We start from the raw sequence: 15,275 nt of genomic DNA, 5'->3' as shown, positions 1-15,275 counted from the left end.
TCGGTACGTTCGGAGCATGGGAACCGAACGGGCCGACGGACCGGCCGTGGACGAGCACGATCCGTACGAACGCCGCCCCGGGTACGTCACGAGTGGCGACGGCCGGACCGACCGGATGACCACGGACATGTTCGTGGGCATCGCGGTCGGGTTCGTCCTGGTGATCGTCTTCGGGTCCTTCCGCATCGTCGAGTGGATCGCCATCGGAGCTGCCGTCGTCATCGGCGCCGCGGTGTGGTTGGTCCTGCGCAGCCGGCGACGGCGTGCAGATCGCCGCGCGGGTCGGTCGCCCGACGCCGTCCCTCGTGCTCGGGACCGCGCGATCGCCGAAGCGAACGGTGGGCGCCGGTTCTTCGTCGCGCAGAACCCGGTCGTCGTCATCGTGATGGGCGCAGTCTTCATCGGTGTCGCGGTCGCCCCGCTGCTGTTCGGAGGGGTCTCCATCGGCCGGATCGTGACCGGGGTCATCGTCGTCGCGAGCGGCGTCGTCTGCATCGTCCAGGGGATCGGCACCCTGCGGGTGCGTCGTCGTGAGCGCAGCGGCGGTTGAACCGCGGTCGACAACCGCCGCCCGAAATGGGCGCATCCGCGTGCCCCGCGGACCGATACGCTCACCACCGTGACTGCACTGCACGCTGGGCGACGCTTCGGCACCACCCGAGGCGAGTTCGCGCTCCTGATGACCGTGACCGTCGTCCTCGGACTCGTGGTCCCGGCAGGCGGGCTGCTGGCCGCGTTCGGTTCGCTGCTGACCGGCGTCCGTGACGACCGTCGCCGTGTCCGTGCCCTGTTCATCGTCGGCCTGAGCCTGTTGGTGCTGCAGGTCGCGTTCGTCGCCTTCGCGCTCTGGGGGCCGACCCAGGTCTGCGCGTCGACGAACGGCGGCCCCGAGACCTGCCAGACGTACTGGCCCTGGGAAGGCTGACGCGTCGTCGACGCGACCACAGGGCGGACGGGAGGCCCGGTGCCAGCTGGCACCGGGCCTCCCGTCCGTACCGGGTGGACCATCGGGCGTCAGGTCGCCAGTGCTCGCATGTTGCGGGACCGTGACCCGGCAGGGCGTCTCGTTGCCGTACTTCGTCCCGACGGGTGGTGCAGGGTCCACGGTGGCGTCGACAGCGGCCTACGACACCTGCGGCCAGGTTGGGTGGAGCGAGTAGGAGTGCACGGACTGCGGCGCCGTGCTCACGGGGTTCCGCCGGGCCCTGCGGTGAAGAGCCCGCCGCGACGAAGCGGCGCCCGCACGCTGAGCAGGCCGAGGCCGGAGCGAACGGGGGCAGCGCCGGCGCGAACTCCGAATCGTGTTGCTGGTTACCGCAATGTCGCTGAGGAACCATCGCGTGCGCCGGTTGTCCGGCAGTACGGTCCGGGAACAGCCTGACTCGAGGCTGCGCGAAGCCGAGCCGAAGGCGACCCGATGGAAAAGCGCGACAAGCGACGGCCTCGCGCCCTCGCGTTCAAGAAGGATCTCGGCGCGCAGTTCAGCGATGATCCGATGCGGACGAGAGCAGCTCAGGTCGCGCCACGACTCCTCGGTGCGGCGAAGGCGAGTGCTACGCGAACGCACACCGCAGGCGGCTCGACAGCGAACGGCGGACTCCGCAAGGTCGGCGCTGAGCCGGTCCCGTCGCAGCTCGGTACGGCGCGCGAGGGGCTCTTCCTCGCCAGCAGGAGCGTCCCGATCGAATGTGGAGTCGCGCGCACGATCAGCCCGCAATCCCTGCCGGTCGCGAGGATCGTGGATCTCGAGTTGCGCGATGCAGAGCTCGACGAGCGCGGCGGGTCCGAGTGGCAAGCCGTCGAGGTGCTCACGGAGTCCTGGCCTCCGGTCATCGAACTCGCTGCAGAGGAGCTGGCGGCGGACACCATCGTCATGCCCGTCGTCGGCGATCGCGTGCACTACAGCCGCGGTTCGGGGCACCTCATCGGGCTGCAGGGAGTCGTCGTCGCGTCCGATGACGGACGAGCTCTGCCGCGGGGGCTACGGTCCGTGCAGCTCGATGATGAGGCGTGGCCGGTCGTCGTCGCGGTGGTGTGCCTGGATCGGATCTAGCTGATGCTGCGACCCGGTCCCGGTCCCGGTCCCGGCATGAGCGCCACGATCCGCTCGTGCCGGGGCCGCTGTCAAACGGCCGGGCCGAGGAGGCGCCCGGTGAACTCGCGCAGGGCCTGCACGGCCCGCTGCGACAGCGTCGCGTCCGGCATCATGCTCGTCGACCCGTGGAACGCCCCCGGCCACACGTGCAGTTCCGCCTGGACTCCTGCCGCCCACAGCGAGCTGGCGTAGGCGACGGTCTCGTCGCGGAACACCTCGGTGCTGCCGCAGTCGATGTACGCGGGCGGGAGCCCGGTGAGGTCGGTCGCGCGCCCGGGTGCAGCGTAGATCGACACGTCCTCGCCACCACGCCGGTCACCGAGGTAGGCGTCCCAGCCGAACCGTGTCATCTCCCGGTCGGCGACCCCGACACCGTCGAACTGCCGAGCCGACAGGGTCGCGTCGCGGTCGTCGAGCATGGGACTCACGAGCACCTGGCCGATGACGGAGGGCCCCTGTCGGTCGCGGGCGAGGAGGGCCGTGCCGGCGGCGAGACCGGCCCCGGCGCTCTGCCCGACGAGGACGATGCGCTCCGGGTCGATGCCGAGTTCGTCGGCGTGCTCGGCTGCCCAGACGAGACCGGCGTAGCAGTCCTCGACCGGGTACGGGTCCGGGTGCTCCGGCGCCAGACGGTAGCCGGGGCTGACCAGGACGACGTCGTGCACCAGCAGCCACTCGTCGTAGGAGTCGAGGTTGCCGAGGTGGTGGCCGAACACCATGCCGCCGCCGTGGATCGCGTAGGCCAGGGCAGCTGTACCGGTACGGCCGGTGCGTTGGATCACGGCGAGATCGATCGGGGCGCCGCGGTGCCCCGGGATCGTGATGCTGCTCCGTTCCAGGCCGCGAGCATGCAGCCCTTCGTCGAGCTGCGCCTCCGTCATGTCCAGCTGTCGCATCTGCGGCAGCATCTGGGTCGTGAGGTGGAAGCGGCCTCGCGCGTCCATGGCGGTGAGGAAGGGCACGAACTCGGGATCGAACGGCGGGCGGGGAAGGGCGATGGTGTCAGGCACGGGAGGTCTCCTCGGTGATGGTGGTCCGGTCGGTGTGTGCAGGGGTGGTGTCGGCAGGTTCGGCCGGGGCTCCGTCTTCCGGTTCGACGGTGGGCCGGGCTCCGAGCATGCCGAGCACGCCGAGCAGTGCTGCGACCGCGGCGAGGCCGAGGCCGGCGACGGTGAGGGCGTCCTGGAAGCCCTCGATCCGGGCGGCGGTCCAGGTGGTCGTGGTGATGCTCCCGGCGACGAAGGCGGCGACGATGGTCCCCGCCGCGGCAACGGCGGCACCGCCCGCGAGCTCGCTCGAGGTGTCGACGAGCGCCGCTCCGACGGAGGTGCGGTCCGCGGGCAGGCCCGTGAGGACCGACGCGCCGGCGACGCCGACGACGACCCGCATGCCGGCGGCGACGAGCACGAGCGCGACGAGCACCCACGGGTACCCGTACCGGCTCAGGGCGCCGAAGACCGCGAGACCGGAGACGACCGAGACGGCGCTCATCCAGGCGGCGCGGCCCAGGCCGACCCGTTGCACGAACGGCCCGACGAAGCGGCCACCGACGAGCAACACGACCACCTGCGGCAGCGTCCCGACCGCGGCCAGGGCCGGCGACCACCCCCAGGCGAACTGCAGCTGCAGGGTCACGAGGTACGACAGTCCGGCGACGGCCAAACCCGACGCGGCCTTGAACGCGAGGCCGCTCGAGACGAGTGGTCGGGCGAGCAGGTGCAGGTCGATCAGCGGGTGCCGCGCGGTCCGCTCGCGGGCGACGAACCCCACTCCGCAGGCGACGGCGAGCGCGAGGACGCCCCACCCCCACCAGCCGGCGGCTCCGGACTCGACCAGGATCGTCGGCGCCACGAGCGCTCCAGCCGTGGTCACGGTGCCGAGCAGCGCTCCGACCACGTCGACCGGATCGCGACGGAGCCCTGCCGCCTCGTCGCGGGTGACACCGAACCGGATGCCGACGAGCGCGAGGACCGCGATCGGCACGTCGGCCAGCAGCAGCACCTGCCACGGGGCGACGGCGAGCACGAACCCGCCGACGGTCGGACCGATGGCCAGCCCCACGAGCCCGGCCGTCGAGATGACGGTGAGCGCCCGCACCCGGAGACCTTCGTCGTCGAAGAGGCGGAACGCCAGCGCCATCGACCCGGGCGTCGTCATCGCCGCGGCGACGCCCATCGTTCCCCGCACGGCGATCAGTTGCTCGGTCGACGTGACCACCGCCGTGGCGAGGCTGGCCAGGGCCAGCAGGACGAGCCCGGCGAGCATGACCCGACGGCGTCCGATGCGGTCGGCGACGGCGCCGAGGAGCAGCATCAGCCCTCCGAAGGCGACCGAGTAGGCACCCGAGACCCACTGCAGTCCCGTCGTCGACGAGCCCAGGTCGCGGCCGATCGTCGGCAGGGCGACGTTGAGCACGGAGTTGTCGAGCATCTCGAACAGGAACACCGCGGACAGCCCGGCGAGGGCGATCCAGGCGTCGCGCAGACGAGGAGACGAGTCACCGGCAGGCACGTGCCCGGTGGTGAGAGCGGGACTGGGGGACACGATGGCGCACTCCTTCGAGGGAAGAAGTGGCGACTCGTTCGATGCCGCGTGCGGGTGCGTCGCAGATCGCGGCGCCTTTTACCTCAGTGATCGAGACCATACCCGGACTGCTCGCGCGAAGGAAGTCGGCGGTCGGAGGCCCTCTCGCTACCGGGACCACTCCTCGCCGTTGGCGAGCTCCGAGCCAGTCTCGCCAGCCGTGGCAGCGGTCGGCGGCGGTTCCCCGACATCACAGTTCGAGGTGGGAAGTGGCAGGACCTACCCTGGACGGATGCTCTCCCGCCGCGAAGCCGCCGTCCGGCTCGACATCCCCCTCGAGATGGCGACCCGCCACGGCATCCCGTCGCGCCTGAGCGAAGCGGAGCTCGACGCGATCGAGCAGGACCCGCCCGCCTGGCTCGTGCAGTCCCGCGCCAACCGCACCGGCACCAAGAAGGTCTGGACGCGCCTGGAGTGCGTGGTCTGCGGCTTCGACGAAGAGGCGCGTCCGAAGAAGTGGTGGCCCGAGTGGGACTACCTGATGTGCGACTACCACGCCCCGTACCAGGCGCCCGAGCTCACCGCCGGCCTGACTCGGCGTGAGGTCGAGGGCATCGGCAGCCGTTTCATCGCCCTCGTCGACGAGAAGCACTAGCCCACAGGCTCCGCAGGGCGCGCTGCGGCAAGCAGACGCGACCACGCAGACGGACGGGAGGCCCGGTGCCAGCCGGCACCGGGCCTCCCGTCCGTCTCGGGTGGAGCTGCGGACGCTACTCGGTCGTCGAGACCCAGTCGATGAGCAGGTTGCCCTTCTCGCCCCAGTTGCCGACCTGGAACATGAAGCGGTGCGGGGTCGTCGGCACGTCGTGGGTGACGGTGCCCAGGACCTTGCCGTCGACGCTGTACGTGACGGACTCACCGGGGACCCAGTCGACCTTGTAGGTGTGCCAGTCGCGCCACGAGACGCCGGTGCCGAGCTGGACGCGCTCGGCTTCCTTGCCCGGGGTCATCGAGTGGTGGAACACCGAGGGGCTGTCCTCGAAGTTGCCCTCGGGGAAGTCGATCTCGCCGTCGGCCCACACGTTCGACGTCGGCCACAGCATGAAGGCCGCGCCGTTGCCGTCGCCGCCGGTCGCCTTCGCGCGGACCGAGAACGAGCCACCGACGTGGTCCCAGGCGCCGTCGGAGGAGCCGAAGGTGCCGGCCGCTCCGGCACCGGTGCCGAGGGCGACGTCCATCACGCCGTCGTGCACCGACACGGTCTTGCTCGGCGCGTAGATGCCCGAGGTGCCGTCGGGGTAGGCCTGCCACGACTGCGGGTAGAGCGACGAGACCAGGCCGGTGACCGCGTTCTTGGTGAAGTCCTCGACGAACGAGGCGTCCGGTGCGATCGCGGAGAGGTCCGCGGGGGATCCATCCGCTTCGGGTGCCGCCTCCGGCGCGGCCTCGGGCGCGGGCTCGGCGACGGGGGCGGAGTCCTCGATCGGCGCCGAGTCCTGCTCGGACTCAGCATCCGGGGTCCACTCGTCGGTGGGGGCCGGGGTCTCCGTCTCGTCCGGGGCCGGCGTCGGGGTGGGGTTCACCGGGGCGTTGTGCCAGCGGCGTTCGCCGTCCCAGCCCCACCAGGTGCGGGCGGAGGCGGCGGTGGGGACGCCGAGGACCAGGGCGCCGGCGGTCGCGATCGCGAGGATCGCGCGGTGGCGGATCATCGGGTGCCCCCTCGGGTGGTCAGGGGCGTGGACGTGTTCCGTGGGGTCGTGCCGCGCGAGGGCGTGCACGTGCTTCGGGTCGAGATGTCGGGCTCCTCGTGGATGCTCGGGCGCAGGATGCGGGGAGGGACGGACGCATCAGCCGGCCGGATGCCGAGGGTTTCGTTGACACGTCCACGGACATCTTGCATCATTTGTGACCCGTTCGGGGGGCGTCACGGAAATCGACCGACGAACGCCCGGTGTCCGACCGTCGAACGTGCACGGTGCAACGCGCGGCGAGCCGACGGGTCAGACCCGGGGGATCGGCTGCAACCGCTGCAGCTGCGTCACGTGCCCCGGCTCGAGCTCATCGAGCGAGGCCACCCCGAGCAGCCGCATGGTCCGCTCGATCTGCTCGGACAGGATCTGGATCATCCGGTCCACCCCGGCCTCGCCGCCGGCCATCAGCCCGTACAGGTAGGCACGGCCGACCATCGTGAACTTCGCGCCGAGGGCCACGGCAGCCACGATGTCGGCGCCGGACATGATGCCCGTGTCGAGGTGCACCTCGGTGTCCTTCCCGACCTCCTTGACGACGGAGGGCAGCAGGTGGAAGGGCACCGGGGCGCGGTCCAGCTGCCGGCCGCCGTGGTTCGACAGCGTGATGCCGTCGACCCCCAGGTCCGCCAGGCGCTTGGCGTCGGCCAGCGACTGCACGCCCTTCACGACGACCTTGCCCTGCCACTGGTCACGGATCCAGGCGAGGTCCTCGTAGGTGACGGTCGGGTCGAACATGTGGTCGAGCAGCTCGCCGACGGTGCCGGACCAGCGGTCGAGCGACGCGAACGCCAGCGGCTCGGTGGTCAGGAAGTCGAACCACCACCACGGCCGCGGGATCGCGTTCACCACGGTCCGGGCACTCAGCTGTGGCGGGATCGAGAACCCGTTCCGCTTGTCCCGCAGCCGCGCACCCGCGACGGGGACGTCCACGGTGACGAGCAGGGTGTCGAAGCCGGCCTGCTGGGCGCGGGAGACCAGCGCCATCGACTTCTCGCGGTCCTTCCACATGTACAGCTGGAACCAGTTGCGCCCGTGCGGGTTGGCGTCGCGGACGTCCTCGATCGCGGTGGTGCCCATGGTGGAGAGCGAGAACGGGATGCCGGCACGTCCGGCGGCCCGGGCACCGGCCCGCTCGCCCTCGGTCTGCATCATCCGCGTGAAGCCCGTCGGCGCGATGCCGAACGGGTAGGACACCGGCGCCCCGAGCACCTGACGCGAGGTGTCCACCCTCGACACGTCCCGCAGGATCGCCGGGGTGAACTCGATGTCCTCGAACGCCTGCCGGGCACGGGCGAGGGAGATCTCCGCCTCGGCCGCGCCCTCGGTGTAGTCGAACGCGGCCTTCGGGGTGCGACGGGCGGCGATGTCCCGCAGGTCCCAGATCGTCAAGGCCTGTTCGAGGCGCTGACGCCGACCCGGCAGCGAAGGCTTCTTGAACTGCATGAGCGGCGCGAGGTCCCGCACCGTCGGCAGCTGCCGCTTGACCCGCGTGCGGGCGGCGGACGCGGCGCCGGTCGCGGGTGCCGGTGCGCCTGTTGCGGGGTCGATCCGGTGCTGGTCGTCGGTCGTGGTCATGCGTGGCTCCTGACGGGGGATCGATCGGGATCGGCGCGCGACGACGCCGAGGGGGTGTACCGCACGGGCTCGACGCTCCGTGCGACGATGCTGCGGAGTGCCTCCAGTGAAGCCCCTCCGAGGCCCGCGAGTCCGACGGCGCGCGCCTGCACCAGCACGTTGCCGAGCGCGGTGGCCTCGACCGGCCCCGCCACGACCGGCAGGCCGGTCCGGTCCGCGGTCAGCTGGCAGAGCAGCCGGTTCTGCGAGCCGCCGCCCACGACGTGCACGACCCGGATGGCCTTGCCGGTCACGTCGGCGATGGTGCGCAGGGTCTCGGCGTACGCCGTCGCGAGCGACTCGAGGATGCTCCGGACGAACTCCGCGCGCGAGGCGGGGGCGCTCAGCCCGTGCGCCGCGCACCACGCTGCGATCCGCGCCGGCATGTCACCGGGTGCGGTGAACGACTCGTCCGCGGGGTCGAAGACGGGGACCGGGGCGGTGACGGCCGCGGCGGAGGCGAGCAGGGCCTCCAGGTCGACGTGGTCGCCACCGCGCTCCCAGGTGCGGACGCTCTCCGACAGCAACCACAGTCCGGACACGTTCTTCAGGAACCGGACGCGGCCGTCGACACCGCCCTCGTTCGTGCAGTTCGCGCGTCGCGCCGCGTCCGACAGGACGGGCGCGTCGAGCTCGACGCCGACGAGCGACCACGTGCCCGACGAGATGTAGGCGAAGTCCGGCTCCGTCGCGGGGACCGCGACGACGGCGCTCGCCGTGTCGTGCGAGCCGACCAGCGTCACGTCGGCCTGGCCGCCGACGAGCTCGGCGACGGACGGCAACAGGGGGCCGAGTCGGTCGCCCGGGTCGCGCAGCGTGGGCAGCAGCCCGGCCGGGAGGCCCGCAGCAGCCCGCACCGCCGGGTCCCACCCACGGGTGGTCGCGTTCAGTGCCCCGGTCGTCGAGGCGTTCGTGCGTTCGGCCGCCTCGACCCCCGTCAGCCAGTACCCGAGCAGGTCGGGCACGAGCAGCGCACGCTGTGCGAGTTGCAGCGACGGGTCGGCAGCCCACTGGAACAGGGTGTTGAACGGCAGGTGCTGCAGGCCGTTCCGGGCGTACAGCTCGGCGGCGTGCATCCGGTCGTGCACGGGGACGACACCGCCCTGGTGCCGGTCGTCGCGGTAGTGCGACGGCAGCCCGAGCAGTCGGCCGTCGCGGAGCAGGCCGTAGTCGACCGCCCACGAGTCGATGCCGACGCTGGCGAGCGCGGGGTGCTCGGCGAAGGCACGCCGCAGCCCCTCGGTCACCTGCCGGTACAGCTCGACGACGTCCCAGTGCAGGGTGTCGCGGCCGGTGTCGGCGTCGCCCTCGTGCAGGGTGACGGGGCCGTTCGGGAACCGTGCGACGTGGTCCATCCGGACCCCGTCCCGGTCGACGTGGCCGACGATCACCCGGCCGCTGGTGGCCCCGAGGTCGACCGCGGCGACGCTGCCGCTGGTGTGCATGCTCGTGCTCCTGCTCGTCGCTACCGCAGGAAGGCCGCGGCGACGCCCGCGTCGACGGGCACGTGCAGACCGGTGGTGTGCGAGAAGTCGTCGGTGCAGATGGCGTAGACGGCGTTCGCGACGTTCTCGGGCACGACCTCGCGCTTCAGGATCGTGCGCTGCGCGTAGAACCTGCCGAGGTCCTGCTCCTCGATGCCGTACGTCTTGGCGCGGTTGGCACCCCAGCCGCTCGCGAAGATGCCGGAGCCGCGCACGACCCCGTCGGGGTTGATGCCGTTGACGCGGACGCCGTGCTCACCGAGCTCGGCCGCGAGCAGCCGCACCTGGTGGGCCTGGTCGGCCTTCGTGGCGGAGTAGGCGATGTTGTTCGGCCCGGCGAACACCGAGTTCTTCGACGAGATGTAGACGATGTCGCCGCCCAGGCCCTGCTCGATGAGGACCTTCGCGGCGGCCTTCGACACCAGGAACGAACCCTTCGCCATCACGTCGTGCTGCAGGTCCCAGTCCTGCTCGGTGGTCTCGAGCAGGCTCTTGGACAGCGACAGCCCCGCGTTGTTGACGACGAGGTCGAGGCCGCCGAAGTGCAGCAGGGTCTGCTGGATCGCCCGGTCGATCGCGGCGGCGTCCGTCACGTTCGCGGCCACGCCGATCGCGCGGTCGCCGTCGCCGATCTCGGCGGCGGTCTCCTGCGCCTTCGCCAGGTCGAGGTCGGCGATGACGACGGCGGCACCCTCGGCCGCCAGGCGCTTCGCGATCGCCTTGCCGATGCCGGACGCTGCCCCGGTGACCAGGGCGATGCGCGTCGCGAGCTTCCTGGGCGCGGGCATCCGCCGCAGCTTCGCCTCTTCGAGTGCCCAGTACTCGATCCGGAACTTCTCGGCCTCGTCGATGGGGGCGTAGGTGCTGACGGACTCGGCACCGCGCATCACGTTGATGGCGTTGACGTAGAACTCGCCGGCGACGCGGGCGGTCTGGGCGTCCTTGCCGTACGAGAACATCCCGACGCCGGGGACCAGCACGATGAGCGGGTCGGCGCCGCGGATCGCGGGGGAGTCCGGCGCCCGGTGCCGGTCGTAGTACGCCTGGTAGTCCGCGCGGTACTGCTCGTGCAGTTCGTGCAGGCGGGCGGTCTGCTCGTCGACGCTCGCCGTTGCGGGCAGGTCGAGGACGAGCGGCTTGACCTTGGTGCGCAGGAAGTGGTCCGGGCAGCTCGTGCCCAGCGCTGCGAGGCGCGGTGCCTGCTCGCTCGCCAGGAAGTCGAGCACGACGTCGGTGTCGGTGAACCGACCGACGACGGGCTTGTCGTGTCCGGCGATGCCGCGGATCGTCGGGGCGAGGGTGGCGGCGCGTGCACGGCGTTCCTCGGTGGGCAGGGCCTCGTACCCGGGACGGACCGGGCCGAACGGGTCGGCGGTGCCGTTGGCCGCGAGGTACTGCTCGGCGGTGTCGATGATCCAGCGGGAGTTCGCTTCGGCTTCGTCGCTCGTGTCACCCCAGGCCGTGATGCCGTGGCCGCCCAGGATCGTGCCGACGGCGTCCGGGTGGTCGCGCTGCACGGCGGCGATGTCGAGCCCGAGCTGGAACCCGGGTCGGCGCCACGGCACCCAGACGACCCTGTCACCGAAGATCCGCTCGGTCAGGGCCGGACCGTCCGCCGCCGTGGCGATCGCGATGCCGGCGTCGGGGTGCAGGTGGTCGACGTGGGCGGCGTCGACGAGGGCGTGCATCGCGGTGTCGATCGACGGCGCGGCACCGCCCTTGCCGTGCAGCGTGTAGTCGAAGGCGGCGACCATCTCGTCCTCGCGCTCCACCCCGGGGTAGACGTCCTGGAGGGCACGGACGCGGTCGACGCGCAGGACCGCGAGGCCCGCCGGGGTGAGGGTGCCGAGGTCGCCCCCGGAGCCCTTCACCCAGAGCAGCTCGACCGGTTCGCCCGTGACCGGGTCGGTGTCGGTGCCCTTGGCGGAGGTGTTCCCGCCCGCGTAGTTCGTGATCCGCGGATCCGAGCCGAGCGCGTTCGAGCGCGCGACCAGCGCCCGGATCGTGGTGTCTGCGTCGGTGCCGTGCATTGCGGGGTCCACCCGTGCCTCCACTGTGTTCGTCATGTTCCTACGCGCCCCAGCCGGCCTGGACGCCGCCGACGCGGTCCGCTGCGATCGACTGCTGGTACCCGGACTCCAGGTAGGCGCGCATCGGGTTCGCAGGCAGTCCGCGGGACTCGCGCCACTCGGCCAGGTCCTTCCGGACGTCGGTCTGGTACGCGTCCATGAAGACCTCGTTCGCGCCGAGGACGTCGTGCGCCTCTTGCGCGGCGGTCAGTGCGACGCGGTCGAGGAGCAGCGCGCGAGCCGTCATCTCCTGCACGTTGAGCACCGAGCGGATCTGGCCGGGGATCTTGTCCTCGACGTTGTGGCACTGGTCGAGCATGAACGCCACGTCGGGGTTGTCGTAGCCGCCGCCGCGGATGACCTCGACCAGGATCCGGAACAGCTGGAACGGGTCTGCGGCGCCCACGATCAGGTCGTCGTCGGCGTAGAAGCGCGAGTTGAAGTCGAAGGAACCGAGCTTGCCGAGACGCAGGAGCTGCATCACGATGAACTCGATGTTCGTGCCGGGGGCGTGGTGCCCGGTGTCGAGGCAGACCATCGCCTTCGGCCCGAGTGCCGCCGTCTGCACGTAGCTGGTGCCCCAGTCGGGAACGTCCGTGTGGTAGAACGACGGCTCGAAGAACTTGTACTCGAGCACCAGTCGCTGGTCGGCGCCGAGGCGGTCGTAGATCGTGCTGAGCGACTCGTGCAGGCGGTCCTGGCGGGAGCGCATGTCCTCCTGGCCGGGGTAGTTCGAGCCCTCGGCGAGCCAGATCTTCAGGTCGCGGCTGCCGGTGGCGTCCATCACGTCGATGCAACGCAGGTGGTGGTCGATCGCCTTCTGCCGGATCGTCTCGTCGACGTGGGTCAGGGCGCCGAACTTGTAGTCGTCGTCCTGGAACGTGTTCGAGTTGACGGTGCCGAGCGACACCCCGTGCTCCTCGGCGTGGCGCTTGAGGTCGGCGAAGTCGTCCACCAGGTCCCACGGGATGTGCAGCGCGACGGTGGGGGCCAGGCCGGTGTACTTCTGCACCTGGGCGGCGTCGGCGATCTTCTCGTAGGGGTCGCGCGGAGTGCCCGGCGTGCTGAACACCTTGAAGCGGGTGCCGGAGTTGCCGAAGGCCCAGCTGGGCAGCTCGATCTGCTGTCGTGCCAGCTGGTCGGCGATGCCGGCGAAGCTCGGGGTCGATGTCATCGTGTCACTTCCTCGTGTGCGATTGAATCGTTTCATACAGTACGGCGCGCGGCGGTCCGCCGCAACCGTGGTGGGTGGGGTGGTGCCGCAAAACACCGGTGTTCACGTGTTGAACACGCGCGTTCGGGGGTTCGACGCGCGAACACCGGTGTTTTGCGAGCCAGGCCCCTACGCGGCGGGGACCGCGGCGGGGGCGCGCAGGTCGTGCGTGCCCGCGCCGACGCGCTGCTCGGGGGCACCCGGCAGGCGCACCAGGGCCGAGACGCCCTCGGGCACGGTCGCCCGGACGCGCAACTCCCCGTCGACGAGCTCCCACCGCACGGCGACGTGCCCGTGCACCGTGTCGAGCGAGGTCTCCGCCCACGTCAGTCCACCGCCCGGCTGCGGCGCGATCAGGACGGCCGAGTACCCCGGTGACAGCGGCGACAGGCCACCCACCACCCGGTGCATCCAGTCCGCCACGGCACCGAGTGCGTAGTGGTTGAACGAGGTCATCTCACCCGGGTTGATCGTGCCGTCCGGCAGCATCGAGTCCCAGCGCTCCCACACCGTCGTCGCGCCCATCGTCACCGGGTACAGCCACGAAGGGCACTCGGTCTGCAGCAGCAGTCGGTAGGCGTCCTCCAGGTGGCCCGTCTGCGTCAGCGCGTCGGTGATGAAGGGCGTCCCCGCGAAGCCCGTCGAGATCCGGTACCCGGACGCCTCGACCAGCTCGGCGAGACGCTCGCCGGCCACGGCCTGCTCCTGCTCGGACAGGATCCCGAACACGATCGCCAGCGTGTACACCGTGGTCGCGTCCGACAGGATCCGCCCGTCGTCCTGCAGGTAGTGGGTGCGGAACCCGGCCTGGAGGCGCGTGGCGAGTTCCCGGAACTCCGCCGCTTCCGCCTCGTGACCACCCAACAGCTCCGCCGCGTCCGCCACGATCGTCGCGGACCGGTAGGCGCAGATCGTCGCGACGACGCCCTTGTCGGCCTTCGCGTCGGCCGGGGCCTCGGGCGGGGCGTCCGGGTCGAGCCAGTCGCCGAACTGGAACACGGTGTCCCACAGGTCCTCCGGGGACAGGTGGTCACGGACCCGGCGCAGGTGTGCGGCCATCGAGTCGAACTGCTCCTCGAGCACCGCGGTGTCGCCGTACGCCTGGTACAGGGTCCACGGCACCCAGACGCCGGCGTCCGACCAGACGGCGGTCGCGTCGGGCTTGCCGAAGTCCTCGGCGGGGGAGTACTTCAGCACGTCCGGCACCACGAACGGGATGACCCCGTCGGCGTGCTGCTGCTCGAGCCAGACGTCGCGCAGCCAGTCGGCCAGGAAGGTCCGCGTGTCGAACAGGTACGAGGCCGTCGGCGCGAACGCGGCGATGTCGCCCGTCCAGCCGAGTCGCTCGTCGCGCTGCGGGCAGTCCGTCGGCACGCTCAGGAAGTTGCCCTGCATGCCCCGGACGACGTTGTCGTGGAAGGTGTTCAGCAGTTCGTGGCTCGATTCGAAGGTGCCGGTGCGGGTGAGGTCCGAGCCGACCTGCACGGCGGTGACCGCGGCGCGGAGCTCGTCGTGCGTGCCCGGGAACCCGTCGACCTGCGCGTAGCGGAACCCGTGGAACGTGAAGCGGGGCTCGAACGTCTCGGGCTCGTCGTCACCGCGCAGGGTGAAGTGGTCCGTCGCCTTCGCGGTGCGCAAGGGGCGGGTGCCGAGCTCGTCGTGCTCGAGCACCTCGGCGTGCTGCAGGGTGAGCACCGTGCCGGCCGGGCCGGTCGCGGTGACCCGGACCCAGCCGACCAGGTTCACGCCGAAGTCGACCAGGGTCGCTCCCGACGGGCTCGTCCAGATCTCGACCGGGGCGATCTCGGCGAGCGGACGCACCGGCGGCACCGTGTCGGCGACGAGTTCGCGCTCGCCGATGTCGACCGTGTGCACCGTGCTCGTGCGGCCCTGGTGGCCGTCGACGCTGGGCACGGTGACCTCGCCGGGCGTCAGGAACGAGCCGTCGCGGAGTCGGGCGTCGATGTCCTGCCCGTCGTAGAGCTGGTCCGCGGTGATCGCACTCGACAGGGCCTGCCAGTCGGTGTCGGTCGTCACGCGCTGCTCGTGCCCGTCGGTGAAGGTGATCCGGAGTTCGGCGAACCCGGCGCGCTCGTCCGTGTACCAGCCGCCACCGCCGCCCCAGGCCAGGCGTCCGGCGGCCCAACCGTTGCCGACGATGAGCGCGAGCACCGCGGGATCGCCCGGTGCCGCGTCGACGAGGTGTGGCGTGACGTCGTGGGACACGACGCGGATGCGCCACTCGTAGCTCGTCCACCCCGGTTCGAGCAGGTGGTCGGAGACGCGCTGTCCGCCGAGCCAGGCCTCGACGACGCCGAGTGCGCTGACGTCGAGCGTGGCGGCTGTGACGGCGCCGTGCCCGTCGTCGAGGGTGAACTCCCGACGCAGGATCGGGGCGCTGCCGAGGTCGCTGTCGGCCGCGATGAACGGTGCGGTCCAGGTGGTCATGTGATGGTCCTTTCACGCGACCGGTCGTCGTCGACCGGTGCGGGGTCGTTGGCCCGGCCGTGCGCCCGGGCGGGCGGT

Annotated in this window: 12 protein-coding genes; 4 read left to right on the top strand and 8 right to left on the bottom strand. The window is 71.4% G+C overall.

All coding sequences use genetic code 11. The annotated features are described in order from the left end of the window. The first annotated feature begins 16 nt into the window (after positions 1-16). The 3 genes from DEJ30_RS13875 to DEJ30_RS13865 all read left to right on the top strand — a co-directional run bounded on the left by DEJ30_RS13875 (position 17) and on the right by DEJ30_RS13865 (position 2,053). A complete protein-coding gene (locus DEJ30_RS13875) occupies positions 17-550 on the top strand; it encodes a hypothetical protein (RefSeq protein ID WP_110862304.1) in 534 nt (177 codons plus the stop codon). A 69-nt stretch (positions 551-619) separates the two neighbouring features. Beyond that, positions 620-925, top strand: a complete 306-nt coding sequence (locus DEJ30_RS13870) for a hypothetical protein (protein WP_110862303.1) — start codon at positions 620-622, stop codon at positions 923-925. A gap of 492 nt (positions 926-1,417) precedes the next feature. Continuing rightward, complete coding sequence (locus tag DEJ30_RS13865) at positions 1,418-2,053, top strand: hypothetical protein (RefSeq protein WP_110862302.1); 636 nt, start codon at positions 1,418-1,420, stop codon at positions 2,051-2,053. A gap of 71 nt (positions 2,054-2,124) precedes the next feature. Here DEJ30_RS13865 and DEJ30_RS13860 read toward each other — a convergent pair whose 3' ends face one another. Together DEJ30_RS13860 and DEJ30_RS13855 are read right to left on the bottom strand one after the other, a co-directional pair. Beyond that, positions 2,125-3,105, bottom strand: coding sequence for an alpha/beta hydrolase (locus DEJ30_RS13860; RefSeq protein WP_110862301.1), 981 nt, complete (start codon positions 3,103-3,105; stop codon positions 2,125-2,127). Beyond that, positions 3,098-4,639 carry an MFS transporter gene (locus DEJ30_RS13855; RefSeq protein WP_309146773.1) on the bottom strand — a complete coding sequence of 514 codons (1,542 nt, stop codon included), beginning with the start codon at positions 4,637-4,639 and terminating at the stop codon, positions 3,098-3,100. Before DEJ30_RS13855 ends, DEJ30_RS13860 begins: the two co-directional genes overlap by 8 nt. A 271-nt stretch (positions 4,640-4,910) precedes the next feature. Here DEJ30_RS13855 and DEJ30_RS13850 point away from each other — a divergent pair, with 271 nt between their 5' ends. Continuing rightward, positions 4,911-5,273, top strand: coding sequence for a hypothetical protein (locus DEJ30_RS13850; RefSeq protein WP_110862299.1), 363 nt, complete (start codon positions 4,911-4,913; stop codon positions 5,271-5,273). A gap of 115 nt (positions 5,274-5,388) precedes the next feature. Here DEJ30_RS13850 and DEJ30_RS13845 read toward each other — a convergent pair whose 3' ends face one another. The 6 genes from DEJ30_RS13845 to DEJ30_RS13820 all read right to left on the bottom strand — a co-directional run bounded on the left by DEJ30_RS13845 (position 5,389) and on the right by DEJ30_RS13820 (position 15,197). Beyond that, positions 5,389-6,327, bottom strand: coding sequence for a glycoside hydrolase family 16 protein (locus DEJ30_RS13845; RefSeq protein ID WP_110862298.1), 939 nt, complete (start codon positions 6,325-6,327; stop codon positions 5,389-5,391). Between the two features lie 291 nt (positions 6,328-6,618). Beyond that, entirely contained in the window at positions 6,619-7,944 is a 1,326-nt protein-coding gene (locus DEJ30_RS13840; RefSeq protein WP_181420143.1) for an alpha-hydroxy acid oxidase, read from the bottom strand. Beyond that, complete coding sequence (locus tag DEJ30_RS13835; RefSeq protein WP_110862297.1) at positions 7,941-9,428, bottom strand: rhamnulokinase family protein; 1,488 nt, start codon at positions 9,426-9,428, stop codon at positions 7,941-7,943. The genes DEJ30_RS13840 and DEJ30_RS13835 overlap by 4 nt, the downstream gene beginning before the upstream one ends. 20 nt (positions 9,429-9,448) lie before the next feature. Next, the gene (locus DEJ30_RS13830; RefSeq protein ID WP_110862296.1) at positions 9,449-11,497 is read right to left on the bottom strand and encodes a bifunctional aldolase/short-chain dehydrogenase; all 2,049 of its coding nucleotides are present in this window, start codon (positions 11,495-11,497) and stop codon (positions 9,449-9,451) included. Positions 11,498-11,537: 40 nt separating this feature from the next. Further along, positions 11,538-12,710 (bottom strand): L-rhamnose isomerase, encoded by a 1,173-nt coding sequence (gene rhaI / locus DEJ30_RS13825; protein WP_110862295.1) that lies wholly within the window; start codon positions 12,708-12,710, stop codon positions 11,538-11,540. 168 nt (positions 12,711-12,878) lie between these two features. Then, positions 12,879-15,197, bottom strand: coding sequence for a family 78 glycoside hydrolase catalytic domain (locus tag DEJ30_RS13820; RefSeq protein WP_110862294.1), 2,319 nt, complete (start codon positions 15,195-15,197; stop codon positions 12,879-12,881). Positions 15,198-15,275: the final 78 nt, after the last annotated feature.

It is taken from the genome of Curtobacterium sp. MCPF17_003 (assembly GCF_003224385.1).
Taxonomy (GTDB): domain Bacteria; phylum Actinomycetota; class Actinomycetes; order Actinomycetales; family Microbacteriaceae; genus Curtobacterium; species Curtobacterium flaccumfaciens.
Note: the sequence above shows the minus strand (reverse complement) of the source record. Positions and strands in the feature narration are given on the sequence as shown.